This is a genomic window from Delftia lacustris, from assembly GCF_040267515.1.
Classification (GTDB): Bacteria; Pseudomonadota; Gammaproteobacteria; order Burkholderiales; family Burkholderiaceae_C; genus Comamonas; species Comamonas tsuruhatensis.
Window position 1 is genome coordinate 4,168,827 of record NZ_CP141274.1, and the last position, 16,494, is coordinate 4,185,320.

The window sequence follows — 16,494 nt, forward strand, 5'->3', positions numbered from 1 at the left end:
CAAACACCGAAGGACCTATCGATTGTGGGAAATGACCGGCCATGACGCAGCGCCTGAGTGCTGATGCGGTGACGCTGCGCTACGGCGAGCGCACGATTTCGCAGGGCCTGTCCCTTGCCATTCCCGATGGCTCCTTCACCGTCATCGTGGGGCCGAATGCCTGCGGCAAGTCCACCCTGCTGCGCGCGCTGTCGCGGCTGCTGGTGCCGGTGGCCGGGCAGGTCATCCTGGATGGCCGGCACATCTCGCAATTTCCCGCCAAGGAGGTGGCGCGGCGCCTGGGCCTGCTGCCGCAAAGCGCGGTGGCGCCCGAGGGCATCACGGTGGCGGACCTGGTGGCGCGGGGGCGCTACCCCCATCAATCCTTCCTGAGGCAGTGGACGGACGCGGATGAGCAGGCCGTGGCCGAGGCCATGCAGGCCACCGATGTGGCAGCACTGTCCGACCGCCTGCTGGACGAGCTGTCAGGCGGCCAGCGCCAGCGGGTGTGGATTGCGATGGTGCTGGCGCAGCAGACGCCGATCCTGCTGCTGGACGAGCCCACGACGTTCCTGGACATCGCCCACCAGATCGAGCTGATGGAGCTGCTGGCGGATCTCAACGACGCCGGCCGCACGGTGGTTGCGGTACTGCACGACCTCAACCAGGCCTGCCGCTATGCCTCGCACCTGATCGCCATGCGCGACGGGCGCATTGCCGCGCAGGGCGCGCCCGGGGCGATCTTCACGGAGCAGTTGGTGCAGGAGGTGTTCGGCCTGCCGGCCGTGATCATTGCAGACCCTGTGTCGGGGACGCCCCTGGTGGTGCCCAGGGGGCGCAGGGCCGTGAATGCCGTGGAGCGCGCCGCAGGGAACTGAGGCGCCCGGGCATTTCTCCCCGCGCGGCTTTCAAGGCGAATCTGCGCTGAAGGCCCGCCCGCCCGTGGACTGGTTGATCAGGCTGGCCTCGCGGAACAGCGCGACCCGGTCTTCCGGTGATTTGAGCTGGCCCAGGTCCGAGACGGTGGTGACCGCGCAGACGATTTCATGCTGCGCATCGAACACCGGCGCCGCCTGGCCCGTGACGTTGGACAGCAGGTGGCTGGTCATCTCGGACCAGCAGCGCTCGCGCACTTCGTCGAGCACGGCCTTGGCCGGCGGCTTGCCACGGAAATGGGCGGGCTGCTGGCGCCTTGCGGCGTCGATGGTGGCCTTGGGCAGGAAGGCCTGGAACACCAGGCCGCAGGCAGTGTTGTCTATGGGCAGGATGTCGCCCAGCGCCAGCGGGTTGATCGAGAAGTAGGCGCTGCGGTACCAGCGCACCAGGGTCGGCCCCCGGTCGGTCCAGATGGCCACGCCGCCGCTGAGCGCATGGCTGTGCGTCAGCGCCTTCATGCGCTGCGCCGCAATCTCCACCGCATCCACACGCTTGAGCGCGCCAATGCCGATGCTCAGCGCCGCGCTGCCCAGGTCATACAGGCCGCTGGCCGGGTCCTGCTTGGCCAGGCCTTCCTTGACGAGGCTTTGCAGGTAGCGGTGGGCCGTGGAGCCCCCCGTTCCCGTTCGCCGGGCCACCTCGCCCAGCGCCAGCTCGCTTTCGGCATTGGCCAGGACCATGAGAAACCGGGTGGCGATGGAGACGGACTGGATGGTGCCGGAGCGCTTCTCGCCGGCTGTCGTCTGAGGTGTTGTTGTTTTCAAGGGCTGGGCTTTCTTGCCTGTACCAGGCGCATCGCAGGTGGGGGCGCAGGCGCCGCCGGTGTCGATGATACCGGCTCTGCCGAAGGCTCTGCACGGGTGCGCGCACACCATTTCTCCGCTGTTTCTTCCTTCCGCATGTGGGAATGCATTCCCTACTGTGGAATTTCAATGCATGATGGCGACCTTTGAAAAATACGAATCATTCTCATCAAAGGAAGATGCTGTGAAGCTGTGTTTCCATCGCAGGCTCCCGTCCCGGGCGGGCGCCATCGCACTCTCTACCCTGATGGCGCCGGCCGGCGCCTTCGCTCAGGGCGCGTCGGGTTCCGGGGGGGAATCCAACGCGCTTGAAGCGGTCGTGGTCAGCGGAGAAAAGGTCAGGCGCGAACTCAAGGACACGGCCTCCTCCGTGTCGGTCAAGGCCGGCAAGGACCTGGCCCGGCAGGAGTCCGGCAATGCCTCGGTCCACGAGGTGCTGCACGACGTGCCCAACGTGGTCTACACCGACACGGTGGGCGCGCCCATCATCCGAGGGCAGGACACGCAGGGCCCCAACAACGGCCAGAACGTCTTCTGGGGCGGCACGGTGCCGCGCGCCACCATCAACCTGGATGGGCACTACCTCAACTACAACGAGATGTTCTTCGGCGCGACCTCGGTCTGGGATGTGGAGAGCATCGAGGTGTTCCGCGGCCCGCAGACCACCTCGCAGGGCGCCAATGCCATTGCGGGCGCCATCGTCGTGAACACCAAGGACCCCAGCTTCAAGCGCGAAGGGGCCTACCAGCTGGAGGCGGGCGACTACCACTCGCGGCGTGCGTCCATCGCCGTCTCCGGCCCCGTGGGCGAGGAGCTGGCCGCGCGGCTGGCCGTGGACTACTCGGGGCGCGATACCTTCATCGACTACACCAATCCGCAGTTCCAGCGGGGCCAGGCCGATCAGGATTTCCGCGCGCTGAACGCACGCATGAAGTTCCTGTGGCTGCCCAGCAGCGTTCCGGGCCTGGAGGCCAAGTTCACCTATTCCCACAACGACAGCAACCGCCCCAGCCAGGAGGCGGCGTCCGCTCCGTTCAACGCGCTGGAGCACTGGACCACGACCATGCCCAGCTGGAAGCAGAAGACCGACACCGGCATCCTCGACCTCAGCTACGAGCTGGGCAACGGCGTGCGGCTGGTCAACCAGTCCCAGTATTCGCGCTCGTCCGTGCAGCGCTACACGGGCATTCCCGGCGAGGGCGATGCCGATATCCGCCAGAACAATGTCTCCAATGAGTTCCGCGCCCTGGTGGGCAGCGACAAGGACCGCCTGAGCGGCTTCGGCGGCGTCTACTACGCGCGCACCGGCACGGACGAAAGCCTGCTGCTGCGCGGCCTGTCCGCCTTCGACGACACGAAGAAGAACCTGGGCGTCTTCGGCGAGCTGAACTGGCGCCTGGCCGACCGCTGGACCCTGACCAGCGGCCTGCGCTACCAGCACGACGAGGTGGTGCGCAATGGCACCTCCGTGCTGGCACCCACCGCCCTCGACTACACGAAAACCTTCTCGGCCCTGCTGCCCAAGCTGTCCCTGGCCTATGCCGCCACACCGCGCTGGACCGTGGGCGCGCTGGTCAGCCGGGGCTACAACCCGGGCGGTGTGTCGCTGAACCTCACCAGCCGGCAGTGGGCGTATTTCAAGAAGGAGTCGATCTGGAACTACGAGCTGTTCAGCCGCGCCAGCCTGCTCGATGACCGGCTGATGCTCAACACCAACCTGTTCTACATGGACATGCGGGATGCGCAGTACAACATCCCCGTGGTCATCTCCCCGGGCGTGGCCCAGTCCTACACCATCAACGCGGAGAAGGCCCATGCCTACGGCTTCGAGCTGGGCGCCGACTACCGCGCGCTGGACAACCTGCGGATCAAGGCCGGCGTGGGCGTGCTGCGCACCCGCATCGAGGAAATGGGCAGCAACCCCGGCTACGAGCACAACCGCTTCGCCCGCTCGCCCGGCTACAACCTGAGCCTGGGCGTGAGCTGGGACGCCAGCCCCCGGTTCAATGTCTCCGGCCAGGTGCGCCACCTGGACGGCTACTACTCCGATACCGCCAACACGCGCGCCTATGCGGTCGGCTCCAACACCATCGCCGACCTGCGCATGACCTATGCCTACAGCGCGCGCGTGCAGCTGTACGGCTATATCAAGAACGTCTTCGACAGGCGCGCACCGACGTATCTGCAGCAAAACCGCGGCATCGGCGGCATCGAGGCCAGCATGACCGCACCGCGCATGATCGGCGTGGGCGTGCGCGGAACGTTCTGAGATGGGAATGGCACCAGACATGACAACCCGCAAACCCCTGCACATCGGCCTTTCGCTGGCCCCCACCTGGCTGAGCGGCGACGCCTGGCGGCGGCCCGGCAGCAATATCGAAGGGCTGTACTCCAGCGACTTCGCCCTGGACCTGGCCCGGCGCGCCGAGGCCGCGCACCTGGACTTCGTCTTCCGCCCGGACGTGAGCTTTCTGCCCATGGAGGCGCTGGAGACGGGCGCGGGCTTCGCCAGCCTGGACCCCACGGTGCTGATGGCCGCGCTGGCGCGCGAGACCTCGCGCATCGGCCTGGTGTCCACGGTATCGACCACGTTTTTCCCGCCCTATGCGGTGGCGCGCCAGCTGCAGTCGCTGCACTGGATCAGCAACGGCCGCGCCGGGTGGAACATCGTCACGGCCCTGCAGGGCCACGAGAACTTCGGGCTGCACGCCATGCCCGATGCCGATGAACGCTATGCGCGGGCCGCAGAGTTCACCGACGTGGTGCGCCGGCTGTGGGCCAGCTTCCCCAACGAGGCCTTGAAGATCGACCGGGACAGCGGCCGCTACGCCGATGCCTCGCTGGTCCACCCCATAGACCATGAGGGACCGCACCTGAAGGTGCGCGGCCCCCTGAACCTGCCGGCTTTCGGCGGCCCGCGCATTCCGCTGGTGCAGGCGGGCGCGTCCAGCACCGGGCGCGACTTTGCCGCATCGGTGGCAGACATTGTCTTCGCGCCCACGCCGGACCTGGACGCGGCGCTGGAGCTGCGCCGGGACCTGTCTCAGCGCGCCCAGCGCCATGGCCGCCGGGCACAGGATGTGCGCCTGCTGCCCGGCCTGAGCCTGTACCTGGCCGACACCCGCGAGCAGGCCCAGGAGATGTTCCAGCAGACGCACGGCCGGGTGGACAGGGGCCGCAAGCTGGCATCGATCAAGGCCATGGTCGGCCTGGACCTGACGGACTGGCCCGCAGACCGGCCGATCACCGCAGCCGACCTTCCGCCGCCCGTGGCAACCCCGTCCAGCCGCACGCATGCGGGCCTGCTCAGGCGCCTGATGGAGCGCGAGTCATTGCGCATCGACGAGCTGCTGCAGCGGCCGGAAATCCTCTCCGCCGCGCACTGGCAGGTGGTCGGCACGGTGGACGATGCCGTGGCGCAGATCACCGAGTGGAGCGCCGCTGGCGCCATCGACGGCTTTCTGGCCGCGCCTGGCGGCTCCGTCGAGTCCCTGCATTGCGTGCTGGAGCAGCTGGTGCCGCGCCTGGTGGAGGCCGGTCTGTTCCGCTCCCGCTACACGGGCACCACGTTCATGGAGCACCTCGACGAGTCGAGGTAGGGGCTGCGCCCTGCCCTCGCCTGGCCTTCACTGCGCCCGCGTGTCGGACCCGCCATCGGGCTCGAACGCAAAGCCCACGCCGTACACGGAGCGAATCCACTCATGGCGGTCGTCCGCCGCCTTGAGCTTTTTGCGCAGGTTCTTGATGTGGCTGTCGATGGCGCGTTCGTTCACGTCCAGCGTGTCGGCGCAGGCCAGCTCCAGCAGCTGCGCGCGGGAGTACAGGCGGCCGGGCTGGCGCATCAGGGCCTGCAGCAAGGTCAGCTCGCGCTTGGTCAGCGGCAGCACGCTGCCGTTGAGCATGGCGCGGCCCTGCTCGGGCAGCAGCGTCAGGCGTTGCTGCGCGGGGCCGGGGCCGGCACTGCGGCGCAGCACGGCCTTGACGCGGGCCACGACTTCGCGCGGTGCGAAGGGTTTGCAGATGTAGTCGTCCGCGCCCAGCTCCAGGCCCAGCAGGCGGTCCATTTCCTCGACACGCGCGGTGAGCAGGATGACGGGGCTGGCGCTGTGGGGGCGGAACTGGCGCAGGATGTCCAGGCCGTCCAGCCCCGGCAGCATGATGTCCAGCACGGTGAGGTCGGGCGGGGAGCGCAGCATGCGGTCCAGCGCCTCGCGCCCGTGGCGGATGTGCTCGACTTCGTAGCCTGCATGGCGCAGGTAGTCGATGACGATGGCGGCCATGTCGGTTTCGTCTTCGACCAGGAGGATGCGGGCAGGCTTCATGGCGCGGGATTTTCCAGCAAGGGCAGCCACAGCGTGATGCGCAGGCCGCCCAGCGGCGAGGCAGCGGCCTCGATGCTGCCGCCATGGGCCTGGACGATGGTGCGGCAGATGGCCAGCCCCAGGCCGGAGCCGCCCAGGCCGTCGCCATCGCGCACGCGGGAGGCGTCCACGCGATAGAGGCGGTCGAACAGGCGCGGCAGGTGCTGGCTGGCCACGCCGGGAGCCGTGTCGTCCCAGCGCAGCTGCAGCATGCTGCGGTCCTGCATCTGGACGATTTCGGCGGACACCTGCAGCCGCCCGCCCGCAGCCGTGTAGCGCAGGCTGTTTTCCAGCAGGTTGGCAAACACCTGGTGCAGCCGGTGCGGGTCGCCCTGCACCAGCGGCGGCGGAACGCGCGCGACCAGCTGGTCCACGGTGGAGCGGTCCAGGCCGATGCCGACCTGCTCGAAGCCGGGCCGCGCGCCGTCCAGCGCCTCGCCCAGCAGGGTCAGCACATGCACGGGCACATGGCCCGAGCCGTGCAGGGCCTGCGGGTCGTCCAGGCTCACGCGCAGGTCGCTGACCAGCCGTATCAGCCGCATGATCTGCCGGTGCAGGCGCAGCGCCATGCGGTCGTCCATGGGCAGCACGCCGTCCTGCACGGCCTCGACCTCTGCGCGCATGGTGGACAGCGGTGTGCGCAGCTCATGCGCCACGTCGGCCAGCCAGCGCTGGCGCGAGGCCTCCATGGTGGCCAGCTGCACGGCCATGTCGTTGAAGGTTTCCGCAAGGCGGGCCAGTTCCGCATCGCCCCTGATGGCCACGCGCGTGTCCAGCCGCCCGGCCGCAATGCCGCGCAGGCCGTCGACGAAGGCGGTCAGCGGCTCCAGCCAGCGCCGCGTGAGCCAGGCCGACAGCAGCAGCGCCAGCAGCAGGCCGGCCAGCCCGGTCCAGGCCACAAAACCCATCTGCTGCGCGAGGAAGGCGCGGTCCAGGTCGCGCTGCATGCCCTGCCCTGTCTGCACGGGGGACAGCACGATCTCGCCAATGGCCTGCCCGTTGGCGGCGCGCAGAACGCGGTGCGCCGCACCGGGCTGCGGCGCCATGCCGGAGATGAGTTGGCCCTGGGCATCCAGCAGGCCCACGCGCGCCCACGGGCCGCCGAAGGGGCGGTCCGGAGGCGGGCCGGGGCGGTCTGTACGGTCGGAGCGATCTGATCGATCGGCAGGCTCTCCGCCTTCCGGCCCAGGTGGCGGCGGAAACTCCGGGCCCGGCCCCGGGCCGTGGCTTCCCTCAAAATCAGGCCTCGGCTCCGGCATGGGCATGGACATGGGCATGGGGGGCCGTGGCCCGGGCTCGCCCGCAGGAAAGCCCCGGCCCATGCCTGCGCCCGGGCGCACCATGTCGCGCCAGAAACCGGGGTTGGCGCGCGCCACATCCCAGCCGCCATTTTGCTCATGGTGCTGGACCAGCCGCTCGGCCAGCCCGTCCATGCCGGTCAGCTCCACCTCGGCCATGTAGGGCCCCAAGCCCCTCTGCAGCCCCAGGCGCGAGAAGCCGAGAAACACCAGCAGCAGGGCCACCAGCAGCACGGCCAGGGCGAAGAAGGCCTTGTGCTGCAGCTTCAGGCGTGGGAGGCGGAGGCTCATTCAGTTGCTGCGTCAGACGGCAATGCCGATGGATATCGTGGCGGTGTGGCCATTGGTGGTGTCTCCGGTGAAGGTGGGCGTCTGCCAGGCGATCTGCTCGCTGGTGTTGTCGCCGAAGACATTGTCCGATGTCACGCTGACCCGCGACAGGTTGGAGACGCTGGCGCTGTAGCCGCTGACACCGGCATAGACGGCGCTGGCGATGTCCTTGGGCATGGCCATCTGCGAGGTCAGCAGCTTGTTGGTGTAGCTGCCGGCCGTGTTGAGGCTGCGGAACACCTCGAAGTGCATGTGCGGCCAACGCCCGTCATAGCAGCCCGGGAAGATGGTCACAAAGGTGCATTCGCCATTGCTGTCCGTCGCCTGCACGCCGCGCAGGAAGTTCTGGTTGAGCAGGTCGGTGGAGTACAGCGAATACTCGCCCTCGCGGGTGCAATGCCACAGGTAGATGGCATAGCCTTCCAGCGGGCTGCAGTTGGTGCTGACGTTGACCAGGGTGATCCTGAGCGTCAGCGGCAGGCCCGCAGCCGTGCCGCTCATGCCGCCAAAGCTGCTGCGCAGGTCGCTGCGCACCACGCCGCTTTGCGACAGCACATTGACCAGGCTGCCGCGCGAGCCGTTGGAGCCGTCGGCGGGGTAAGGGCCTTCGGTTTCCGTGGGATCGACCATGCAGGTGCCGGTCGTGGTTCCCGTACCTGTGCCCGTTCCTGTGCCTGTGCCCGTACCCGTGTCGGTGCCCGTTCCTGTCCCGGTTCCGGTGCCCGTGCCGGTTCCTGTCGAATCACTGGAATCACCACCGCCGCCACAGGCGGACAGAAGCGCTGCAGCGCCGCCAGAGGCCATCAGGCCCAGCATGCGGCGCCGGTCGAGCAGGCGGCGCGCCATGACTTGCAGATCGTGCTGAAGGCCCAGGTCGTGGGCAAGATCATCGGCATCGTGAGAGTGGTTCATGGGGATGGCTTTTCATGAGGGCCTGTACGCAGGCCCGTGGGGTTGCAGACAGCCCGGCGGCGTGGCCCGCCGGGCCACGCGATCACTGCTGCGGATGGGGCGGCGGCCCACCTGCGCCGGGCCCGCCGGCCGGCATGGCCACCAGCTGCCCGTTCAGGCTGCGGCAGGTGCCGGCCAGCGTCTTGCCATCGGGCATGGTCAGCGTCACGCTGTCGCCCTCGGCCTTGCCCTGGCAGGCCGTATAGGCCTCGGGCGGCGGCGACGGCGGATTGCCATGCCCCCCGTGGCCCTGCGCATGGCTGCAGGCCGCCGCGAAGGCCGCCACAGCCAGCACCAGGGCCGGGCGAATGCGTGAAGCGTTGGTTTGCGAGAAATCAATCATGGTCTTTTCCTGGAGTTGCCAAGGAATTCTTGCGACCAATCTGGGGGGAAATTGGGAGAAGTGACCGTGATCGAAATGCATGCGGCAGGCGGCAAAGATCGCACCTACGGCCTGGAAGGCCAGCAGCTCAGCCTGGCCCAGTTGAAAAACGCGCTCTCCAAAAAATCAGCCGCTCACAACGCCAGCGCCACCCCGCTGAGCCGCGCCAGCGCCTGCAACTCATTGATCAGCGCAGACGACAGAGGGATGCCTTCGGCGCGGCGCTGGAGCTCGCATTCATGCTGGCGCAGTCCGGGATAGCGGCCTTGGGTGCCCTGGGCCGCTAGCAGGCCGGTGATCCAGTTGGCCATGTAGTTGTCAAATCCCTGGGGTGACGGTGCGGCCAGGGCTGGGTTGATGACCAGCAGAAAGGCGCAGGCGTTGGCGGTGGAACCTTCCGCCGATCCGGGTACAGCGGGCTGGAACAGGCCGCCGCCCAGCGCGCCCGCCAGGCATTCGACCACCATGGCAAGGCCCAGGCCCTTGTGGCCGGCCATGGGCTGCATGGCGCCCTGCAGTGCGGCGTGGGGATCGGTGGTGGGATGGCCGTGTGCGTCCAGCGCCCAGTGCGGCGGGATTTGCGCATGGCCGTCGCGGGCGGCAGCCATGACGGCGCCGCGTGCGACCGCACTCAGGGCCATGTCGAAGACCAGTGGCGGCCGTCCGGCCACGGGCGCGGCGAAGGCGATGGGGTTGTTGCCCAGCGCAGGCCGCGTGGCACCGGGCATGGCCATGATGGACGGCGTGCGCTGGCACAGCAGGGCCATGCAGCCCTGTTCCACGGCGGGCAGCAGCAGCACGCCCAGGGCGCCGAGGTGACCGCAGGCCTCGATGTGGCAGGCCACCACGGCCTGGCTTGCGGCCCTGTCCAGGCAGGCTTGCAGCGCCAGCTCCAGCACGGGCTGGCCCAGGGCATGGTCGCCATGGCAGCGCAGCAGGCCGTTGCGCTCCTGCAGGCTGGGCTTGGCCCGGGTATGGATGGTGCCTTCGCGGATGCGCTGCACATAGGGCGGCAGCCTTGCCACGCCATGCGTGTCCACGCCGCGCAGGCTGGTGCGCACCAGTGCCTGGGCGGTGGCCTGCGCGTGGCATGCGCTCACATCAAAGGCCTGGAGCACGCCAGCAGCCCAGGCTTGCAGCGCTGCGGCGGGCATGCGCACGGCGTCGGTCAGCGGGTTCAGGGAATCAGTCAATGCGCTGCAGCTCCTGGCGAAAGGACATTGCACGCTCCACGTAGCTGGCGGCGCTTTGCAGCAGGCCCGCGACTTCTTCGTCACTGAGCGTACGCACCAGCTTGGCGGGGGCGCCAAGAATCAGCGAGCGCGGAGGGAACTGCTTGCCTTCGGTGACGATGGCGCCGGCACCCACCAGGCTGTGCGCGCCGATGACGGCACCGTTGAGCACCACGGCCTGTATGCCGATGAGCGAGCCCTCCCCCACGCTGCAGCCATGCAGCATGGCCTGGTGGCCCACGGTGACATGGGCAGCCAGGGTGAGCGCGAAGCCGGGATCGGCATGCAGCACGGCGCCTTCCTGCACGTTGCTGCCCTCGCCTATGCGCACGGGTTCGTTGTCGCCGCGCGCCACGGCGCCGGGCCAGAGGCTGGCGCCCTCGCCCAGTGTGACGTCGCCGATGAGCGTGGCCTCGGCCGCCACATAGGCGGATGCGGGCAGCCGCGGTGCCTTGTTCCGATAACGATAGAGGGCCATGCGCTTACTCCAGCGTGACATTGGCTTTCTTGACCAGGCGCGCAAAGCGTTCCTGCTCGGAGCGCAGGAACTGGGCTGCCGCCTCGGGGCTGTTGAGCACGGTGTATTCGTCGCGCCGTGCAAAGCCGGCCTTGACCTCGGGGTCGGCAAAGGCAGAGGCGATGCTGTCGTGCAGGCGGCGCACCTGGGCGGGCGGCATGCCCTTGGGGCCTATGGCGGCCACCCAGCCGGCGATGTCCACGCCGGGAAAGCCCTGCTCTGCCACGGTGGGCACATCGGGCAGCGACGCCACGCGCTCGCGGCCCATGATGCCGATGGCACGCAGCGCGCCGGATTTGAGGTGCGCCTGCGCCGTGCCCACGGCGATCACGCCGAAGTCCACCTGCCCGCTGAGCAGGTCCACCACCATCTGGCCCACGCCCTTGTAGGGAATGTGGCGTGCCGTGGTGCCGGCCGCGTCCAGAAAGACTTCGGCCGCGAGGTGGAAGATGGTGCCGTTGCCGGACGAGGCGTAGTTGAGGTCGCCGGGCCGCGCCTTCATGAGCGCCTGCAGTTCGCGCGCATTGCGCGCCGCCACCTTGGGGTGGACGACCAGCACAAAGGGCGAGCCGCCGACGATTGACAGCGGCGTGATGTCGGCCAGGCTGTCGTAGGGCAGCTTCTTGAACACGCTGGGGTTGACGGCGTGGTTGTTGGAGATGAAGGCGATGGTGTTGCCATCGGCCGGCGCCTTGACCAGGGCCTGCGTTCCCGTGATGCCGCCCGCGCCCGGCAGGTTCTCCATGACCACGGGCTGGCCGCCCAGCGAGCGCACCAGCGCAGTCTGGGCCGAGCGCACGATGGTGTCGGCGCCCGAGCCTGCCCCCACGGGCAGGATGACGCGCAGCGGCGTGCCATTTTGGGCGCGCACGCCCAGGGCAGCGGCCCCCAGCGATGCGCCGGCCAGGGCCAGCAGGGTGCGGCGGCGTAAGGGATGGGACGAGTGCATGGGGTTGTCTCCTTTTTGTGTTGTCTCATGCGCGCCGGGGTGGTTTTTCTGCGGCCTTCGGCGCCCGGGGTTGGCTGTCAGGTCCGTGATGCAAGGGCTCCGAGGATTTCTTCGGTGTGCTCGCCAATCCCGGCCAGCGGCATGCGCACGCCGGGACGGTGGCCGTTCATGAGCAGGGGCAGCAGCACCACGTCGGTCTGGCCGCCGTCTTCGGTCTGCATGGAAGCCAGGCCGCCGCTTTGGCGCAGGTGCGGGTCGTCCACCAGTTGCTCGGGACGCGTGATGGGCGCGTAGGGAATGCCTGCGGCCTCCAGCTGCGGCGCAAGCAGGGCCGATTCATGGCTGGCCAGGATGGCGCCCAGCTCGGCCAGCAGTTGGGGGCGCACGGCCACACGGGCGGCGTTGTCGGCGTATTCGGGGCGCTGCAGCAGGTCGGCGCGGTCCAGCACGCGGCACAGGGTGGCGAACTGCTTGTCGCTGACGGCGCCGATGAACAGCTGCTCGCCACCGGCCAGGGTGAACACGTCGTAGACGCTCCAGGCCGACACGCGCGAGGGCATGGGCGGCGGTGCCTCGCCCGTCATCAGGTACTGCTGCATGTGCTGGGAGGACAGGAAGACGCAGTTCTCGAACAGCGCGCTTTGCACCTCCTGGCCGCGCCCGGTGCGCTCACGCTCGCGCAGGGCGGCGAGCACGCCGATGGCGCCGAACATGCCGCCCATGATGTCGTTGACGCTGGTGCCCGCGCGCAGCGGCCGGCCCACGGGGCCGGTCATGTACGACAGGCCGCCCATCATCTGCACCACCTCGTCCAGCGCCAGGCGCTTCTCGTAGGGGCCGGGCAGAAAGCCCTTGTGGCTGACGTAGATGAGACCGGGCGCGCGCTGCGACAGCGTGGCGTAGTCCAGGCCCAGGGACTGCATGAGGCCGGGGCGGAAGTTCTCCAGCACCACATCGCTGCCAGCGGCCAGCTCGGCAGCGGTGGCGCGGCCCGCTTCGGTGGTGATGTCCAGCACCACGCTTTTCTTGTTGCGGTTGAAGCTGCGGAAAAAGCCGATGCCCAGGCCAGGCAGCGTGCGCGTTTTGTCGCCGCCCGGTGGCTCGACCTTGATGACTTCGGCGCCCAGGTCGGCCAGGATCATGCCGCAGGTGGGGCCCATGACCATGTGGGTGAATTCGATGACGCGGATGCCGGACAGCGGCAGCAGGGGTTCGGTGGCCATACAGGTGTGCTCGTGGGAAGGTAAGGGGTTCATGCAGCGGCAGGGGCTGCGTCGGCTTTGACGCTGCGCGGCAGGCCCGCGCGCCACAGCGCGCCATGCAGGCTTTCGCCGTCCAGCCAGGCGGCCACCTTGGCGCGCAGGCGCAGCAGGGCCTCGATGTCCAGGCCCGTGTCGATGTCCATGGTGTCCAGCATGAAGGCCAGGTCTTCGGTGGAGGCATTGCCGCTGGCGCCGGGCGCATGGGGGCAGCCGCCGATGCCGGCCAGCGTGGCGTCGAAGCGCGTGACGCCGGTTTGCAGTGCGGCATGCACATTGGCCAGCGCCAGGCCGCGCGTGTCGTGGAAGTGGCCGCACCAAAAGCGTTCGCCCGCAATGCGCCGCGCCTGCTCGAACAGCGATTGCACCTGGCCCGGCCCGCCATGGCCCACGGTGTCGGCCAGGCTGACGCGGTCGGCCCCCGCGTCCAGCAGGGCCTGCATGCAGCGCAGCACCTCGGCCGGTTCCACCCGGCCCTGCAGCGTGCAGCCGAAGGCCGTGCCAATGCCGCCCTCGATCAGCATCGTCGAACCCGCCGCATCGCGTGCGGCACGCATGCGGGCCACCTCGGCCACGACCTCATCGGGCGTCTTGCGCAGGTTGGCCAGGCTGTGGGCATGGCTGGCCGACAGCGGCACCAGCATCAGGTCGGCCCCGCTGGCGATGGCGCTTTCGGCACCACGCATGTTGGGCACCAGCACGGAGACGAACAGGCCCGGCAGCGTTCGGGCATAGGCCACCAGCTCGGCCGTGTCGGCCAGTTGCGGCAGCAGGCGCGCGGGGACGAAGGAGCCGACTTCGATCTCGCGCTGGCCGGCAGCGTAGGCATCGCGTATCCATTCCTTCTTGCGCTCGGTGGACAGCACGGTCTGGATGCTTTGCAGGCCATCGCGCAGGCCGACCTCGCGGATGACGGCGGACTGCGGGGCACGGATGGGTTCTGGCATGGGAAGGTTCGCGTGGGGTGGTTTGTCTTGAATGGCACTTTAGACATTCCAACCAGCGTGCAGAAGCGATAATTTTTCGCCTCAGAGTTTCCCGAATGGAAATCCATAAACGCCATGAAAGACCTGGACCTGACCACCCTGCGGCTCTTTGTCGCGGCCTGCGACCTGGGCAACATCGCCCGCGCGGGCGAGCAGCAGCACATCGGCTCATCGGCCATCAGCAAGCGCATGGCGCTGCTGGAAGAGCAGGTGCAGGCCCCGCTGCTGGAGCGCCACCGCCGGGGCGTGGTGCCCACGGCAGCCGGGCTGATGCTGCTGGAGCATGCACGCGCCATGCTGGCCAGCGCCGACCGCGCGGCCCGCGACATGGCGGCCTACCAGCACGGCGTGAAGGGACAGGTGCGGATACTGGCCTCGGTGTCGTCGATTGCCGAGTCCCTGCCCGATGACATTGCGGCCTTTCTGCAAAAGCCCGAGCACGCGCAGATCCGCGTGGACATCGAGGAGCTGACCAGCAGCGAAATCATCCGATCCATCCGCGAAGGCCTGGCCCTGGTGGGCGTGTGCTGGAACGCGGCCGATCTGGAGGGCCTGCAGACCCTGCCCTACCGCTGCGACACCCTGGCCGTGGCCGTGCCGGCCGGCCACCCGCTGGCCTTGCGCGACAGCTGCAGCTTCAGCGAAACGCTGGATTGCGAGCATGTGGGCCTGCCTGCCTCCACGGCCGTCTACACCATGCTGGCGCGGGCGGCGGCCATCATCGGCCGGCCCATCAATTACCGCGCCGTGGTCAGCTCCTTCGACGCCACGATCCGCTGCGTGCGCGCCGGCCTGGGCGTGGCCATCATGCCCAGGGAGATACTGGGCATGGCGGGCTCCGGTCATGGCGGACAAGGTGTGCAAGGCGTGAACATGGTGCCGCTCACCGATGCCTGGGCGCGGCGGCAGTTCGCGATCTGCTTCAGGGACGGCAGCCGGCTATCGCCTGCGGCGCGCACGCTGGTGGACTATCTGGCCGGGTGCGCCCAGGCGGGCTGAGCCGGCCTTGGGAATTATCACGATTAATTGAAGTTTGCGTGATACATCCGCTACAGGGTCCCTCCAACAATGGGACCCATGAACACCGCCCTCATCACCCCCCAACCGGCACAGCCCAAGGATGGCCAGCGCATCCACCCGCTGTGGCTGCGCCTCACGCATTGGCTCAATGCGCTGGCCGTGGTCATCCTGGTGACCAGCGGCTGGCGCATCTACAACGCGGCGCCGTTCTTTGATTTCAGCTTTCCGGGCTCGATCACGCTGGGCGGCTGGCTGGGCGGGGCGCTGCAATGGCATTTCGCGGCCATGTGGCTGCTGGTGTTCAACGGGCTGCTGTACCTGCTGCTCAACATCGCCAGCGGCCGGTGGCTGCGCAAGTTCTTTCCCATCACGGTGCAGGGCGTGCGCCAGGACCTGTTGGCCGCCCTCAAGGGCCGGCTCTCGCACGCCGACCCGGCCCGCTACAACCATGTGCAAAAGCTGGCCTACCTGTTCGTGGTGCTGGACCTGGTGGTGATCGTGCTGTCGGGCCTGGTGCTGTGGAAGTCGGTGCAGTTTCCGCTGCTGCGCGAGTTGCTGGGCGGCTATGAATCCGCAAGGCGCGTGCACTTCTTCGGCATGGCTGCGCTGGTCGCCTTTGTGGTGGTGCACCTGGCAATGGTCGCCCTGGTGCCCCGGACCTTCCTGACCATGATCCACGGCCGTGCGCCCAAGAAACCATGAAAATCTTCAAAGCCCCTTCCCTGCCCGGCGTCGATGGCGAGGCCGTGGTGCGCGAGGCACGCTCGCTGATCGCCCGCAAGCTGGACCAGCCCGCACGCCGCGCCTTCTTGCAGCGATCGCTCACGCTGGGCGGCCTGTCCCTGCTCACGGGCTGCAGCATCAGCGATGACAGCCACGTCGAGGCCGCGCTCAATCAGGTATCGCGCTTCAACGACCGCGTGCAGGGCCTGCTGTTCAGCCCCACGCGGCTGGCGCCCACCTATTCAGCAGCCGAGATCACGCGCCCCTTCCCCTTCAATGCCTACTACGGCGAGGACGAGGTGCGCGAGGTGGACGGGGCCAGCTGGCGCCTGGAGGTGACCGGCATGGTCGCCGACCGCCATGCCTGGAGCCTGGCCGAGCTGCGCGCCATGCCGCAGGAAGAACAGATCACGCGCCATATCTGCGTGGAGGGCTGGAGCGCCATAGGCCGCTGGGGCGGCGTGCGTTTCGCCGATTTCCTGCGCCATATAGGCGCCGACACCAGCGCCAAGTACGTCGGCTTCAAGTGCGTGGACGACTACTTCACCAGTATCGACATGGCCACGGCCCTGCATCCGCAGACGCTGATGGCATTGACTTACGACGGGCAGCCCCTGCCGCCCAAATATGGCTTTCCGATGAAGCTTCGCATGCCCACCAAGCTGGGCTACAAGAACCCGAAGCACGTCCAGGCCATGTTCGTCACCAACACCTACTCCGGCGGCTACTGGGAAGACCAGGGCTACAACTGGTTCGGAGGCAGCTGAG

Annotated in this window: 16 protein-coding genes; 6 read left to right on the forward strand and 10 right to left on the reverse strand. The window is 68.4% G+C overall.

Annotated elements, in window-relative coordinates:
- The first annotated feature begins 41 nt into the window (after positions 1 to 41).
- Positions 42 to 857 (forward strand): ABC transporter ATP-binding protein, encoded by an 816-nt coding sequence (locus tag U6958_RS20400; RefSeq protein WP_074923959.1) that lies wholly within the window; start codon positions 42 to 44, stop codon positions 855 to 857.
- 30 nt (positions 858 to 887) lie between these two features.
- Here U6958_RS20400 and U6958_RS20405 read toward each other — a convergent pair whose 3' ends face one another.
- Positions 888 to 1,679: an IclR family transcriptional regulator gene (locus tag U6958_RS20405; protein ID WP_096916011.1), complete on the reverse strand. Its 792-nt coding sequence runs from the start codon at positions 1,677 to 1,679 to the stop codon at positions 888 to 890.
- 358 nt (positions 1,680 to 2,037) lie between these two features.
- Here U6958_RS20405 and U6958_RS20410 point away from each other — a divergent pair, with 358 nt between their 5' ends.
- Entirely contained in the window at positions 2,038 to 3,987 is a 1,950-nt protein-coding gene (locus tag U6958_RS20410; RefSeq protein WP_244160579.1) for a TonB-dependent receptor, read from the forward strand.
- A 19-nt stretch (positions 3,988 to 4,006) separates the two neighbouring features.
- The gene (locus tag U6958_RS20415; RefSeq protein WP_074923955.1) at positions 4,007 to 5,317 is read left to right on the forward strand and encodes an NtaA/DmoA family FMN-dependent monooxygenase; all 1,311 of its coding nucleotides are present in this window, start codon (positions 4,007 to 4,009) and stop codon (positions 5,315 to 5,317) included.
- A gap of 27 nt (positions 5,318 to 5,344) precedes the next feature.
- Here the strand turns inward: U6958_RS20415 and U6958_RS20420 are convergent, their stop codons facing one another.
- The 9 genes from U6958_RS20420 to U6958_RS20460 all read right to left on the reverse strand — a co-directional run bounded on the left by U6958_RS20420 (position 5,345) and on the right by U6958_RS20460 (position 13,944).
- Positions 5,345 to 6,040 (reverse strand): response regulator, encoded by a 696-nt coding sequence (locus tag U6958_RS20420; protein WP_012204984.1) that lies wholly within the window; start codon positions 6,038 to 6,040, stop codon positions 5,345 to 5,347.
- Positions 6,037 to 7,668 (reverse strand): ATP-binding protein, encoded by a 1,632-nt coding sequence (locus U6958_RS20425; RefSeq protein ID WP_074923952.1) that lies wholly within the window; start codon positions 7,666 to 7,668, stop codon positions 6,037 to 6,039. The genes U6958_RS20420 and U6958_RS20425 overlap by 4 nt, the downstream gene beginning before the upstream one ends.
- Positions 7,669 to 7,680: 12 nt before the next feature.
- Entirely contained in the window at positions 7,681 to 8,619 is a 939-nt protein-coding gene (locus U6958_RS20430; RefSeq protein ID WP_074923950.1) for an intradiol ring-cleavage dioxygenase, read from the reverse strand.
- Positions 8,620 to 8,701: 82 nt separating this feature from the next.
- Complete coding sequence (locus tag U6958_RS20435; RefSeq protein WP_016448111.1) at positions 8,702 to 9,001, reverse strand: hypothetical protein; 300 nt, start codon at positions 8,999 to 9,001, stop codon at positions 8,702 to 8,704.
- Between the two features lie 173 nt (positions 9,002 to 9,174).
- Positions 9,175 to 10,233 (reverse strand): Ldh family oxidoreductase, encoded by a 1,059-nt coding sequence (locus U6958_RS20440; protein ID WP_244160578.1) that lies wholly within the window; start codon positions 10,231 to 10,233, stop codon positions 9,175 to 9,177.
- Complete coding sequence (locus tag U6958_RS20445; RefSeq protein ID WP_013802883.1) at positions 10,226 to 10,750, reverse strand: gamma carbonic anhydrase family protein; 525 nt, start codon at positions 10,748 to 10,750, stop codon at positions 10,226 to 10,228. Before U6958_RS20445 ends, U6958_RS20440 begins: the two co-directional genes overlap by 8 nt.
- Positions 10,751 to 10,754: 4 nt before the next feature.
- Positions 10,755 to 11,738, reverse strand: coding sequence for a tripartite tricarboxylate transporter substrate binding protein (locus tag U6958_RS20450; RefSeq protein WP_074923947.1), 984 nt, complete (start codon positions 11,736 to 11,738; stop codon positions 10,755 to 10,757).
- A gap of 77 nt (positions 11,739 to 11,815) precedes the next feature.
- Entirely contained in the window at positions 11,816 to 12,961 is a 1,146-nt protein-coding gene (locus U6958_RS20455) for a CaiB/BaiF CoA-transferase family protein (RefSeq protein WP_341866213.1), read from the reverse strand.
- A gap of 29 nt (positions 12,962 to 12,990) precedes the next feature.
- A complete protein-coding gene (locus tag U6958_RS20460) occupies positions 12,991 to 13,944 on the reverse strand; it encodes a hydroxymethylglutaryl-CoA lyase (protein ID WP_074923942.1) in 954 nt (317 codons plus the stop codon).
- Between the two features lie 114 nt (positions 13,945 to 14,058).
- On the opposite strand from U6958_RS20460, the gene U6958_RS20465 reads away from it, so the two are divergent.
- From U6958_RS20465 to U6958_RS20475, 3 genes are all read left to right on the forward strand, one after another.
- Positions 14,059 to 14,982, forward strand: coding sequence for a LysR family transcriptional regulator (locus U6958_RS20465; RefSeq protein WP_074923939.1), 924 nt, complete (start codon positions 14,059 to 14,061; stop codon positions 14,980 to 14,982).
- A gap of 69 nt (positions 14,983 to 15,051) precedes the next feature.
- Entirely contained in the window at positions 15,052 to 15,705 is a 654-nt protein-coding gene (locus tag U6958_RS20470) for a cytochrome b/b6 domain-containing protein (RefSeq protein WP_074923937.1), read from the forward strand.
- Positions 15,702 to 16,493, forward strand: coding sequence for a molybdopterin-dependent oxidoreductase (locus U6958_RS20475; protein ID WP_074923934.1), 792 nt, complete (start codon positions 15,702 to 15,704; stop codon positions 16,491 to 16,493). Before U6958_RS20470 ends, U6958_RS20475 begins: the two co-directional genes overlap by 4 nt.
- The last annotated feature ends 1 nt before the right edge of the window (position 16,494 follow it).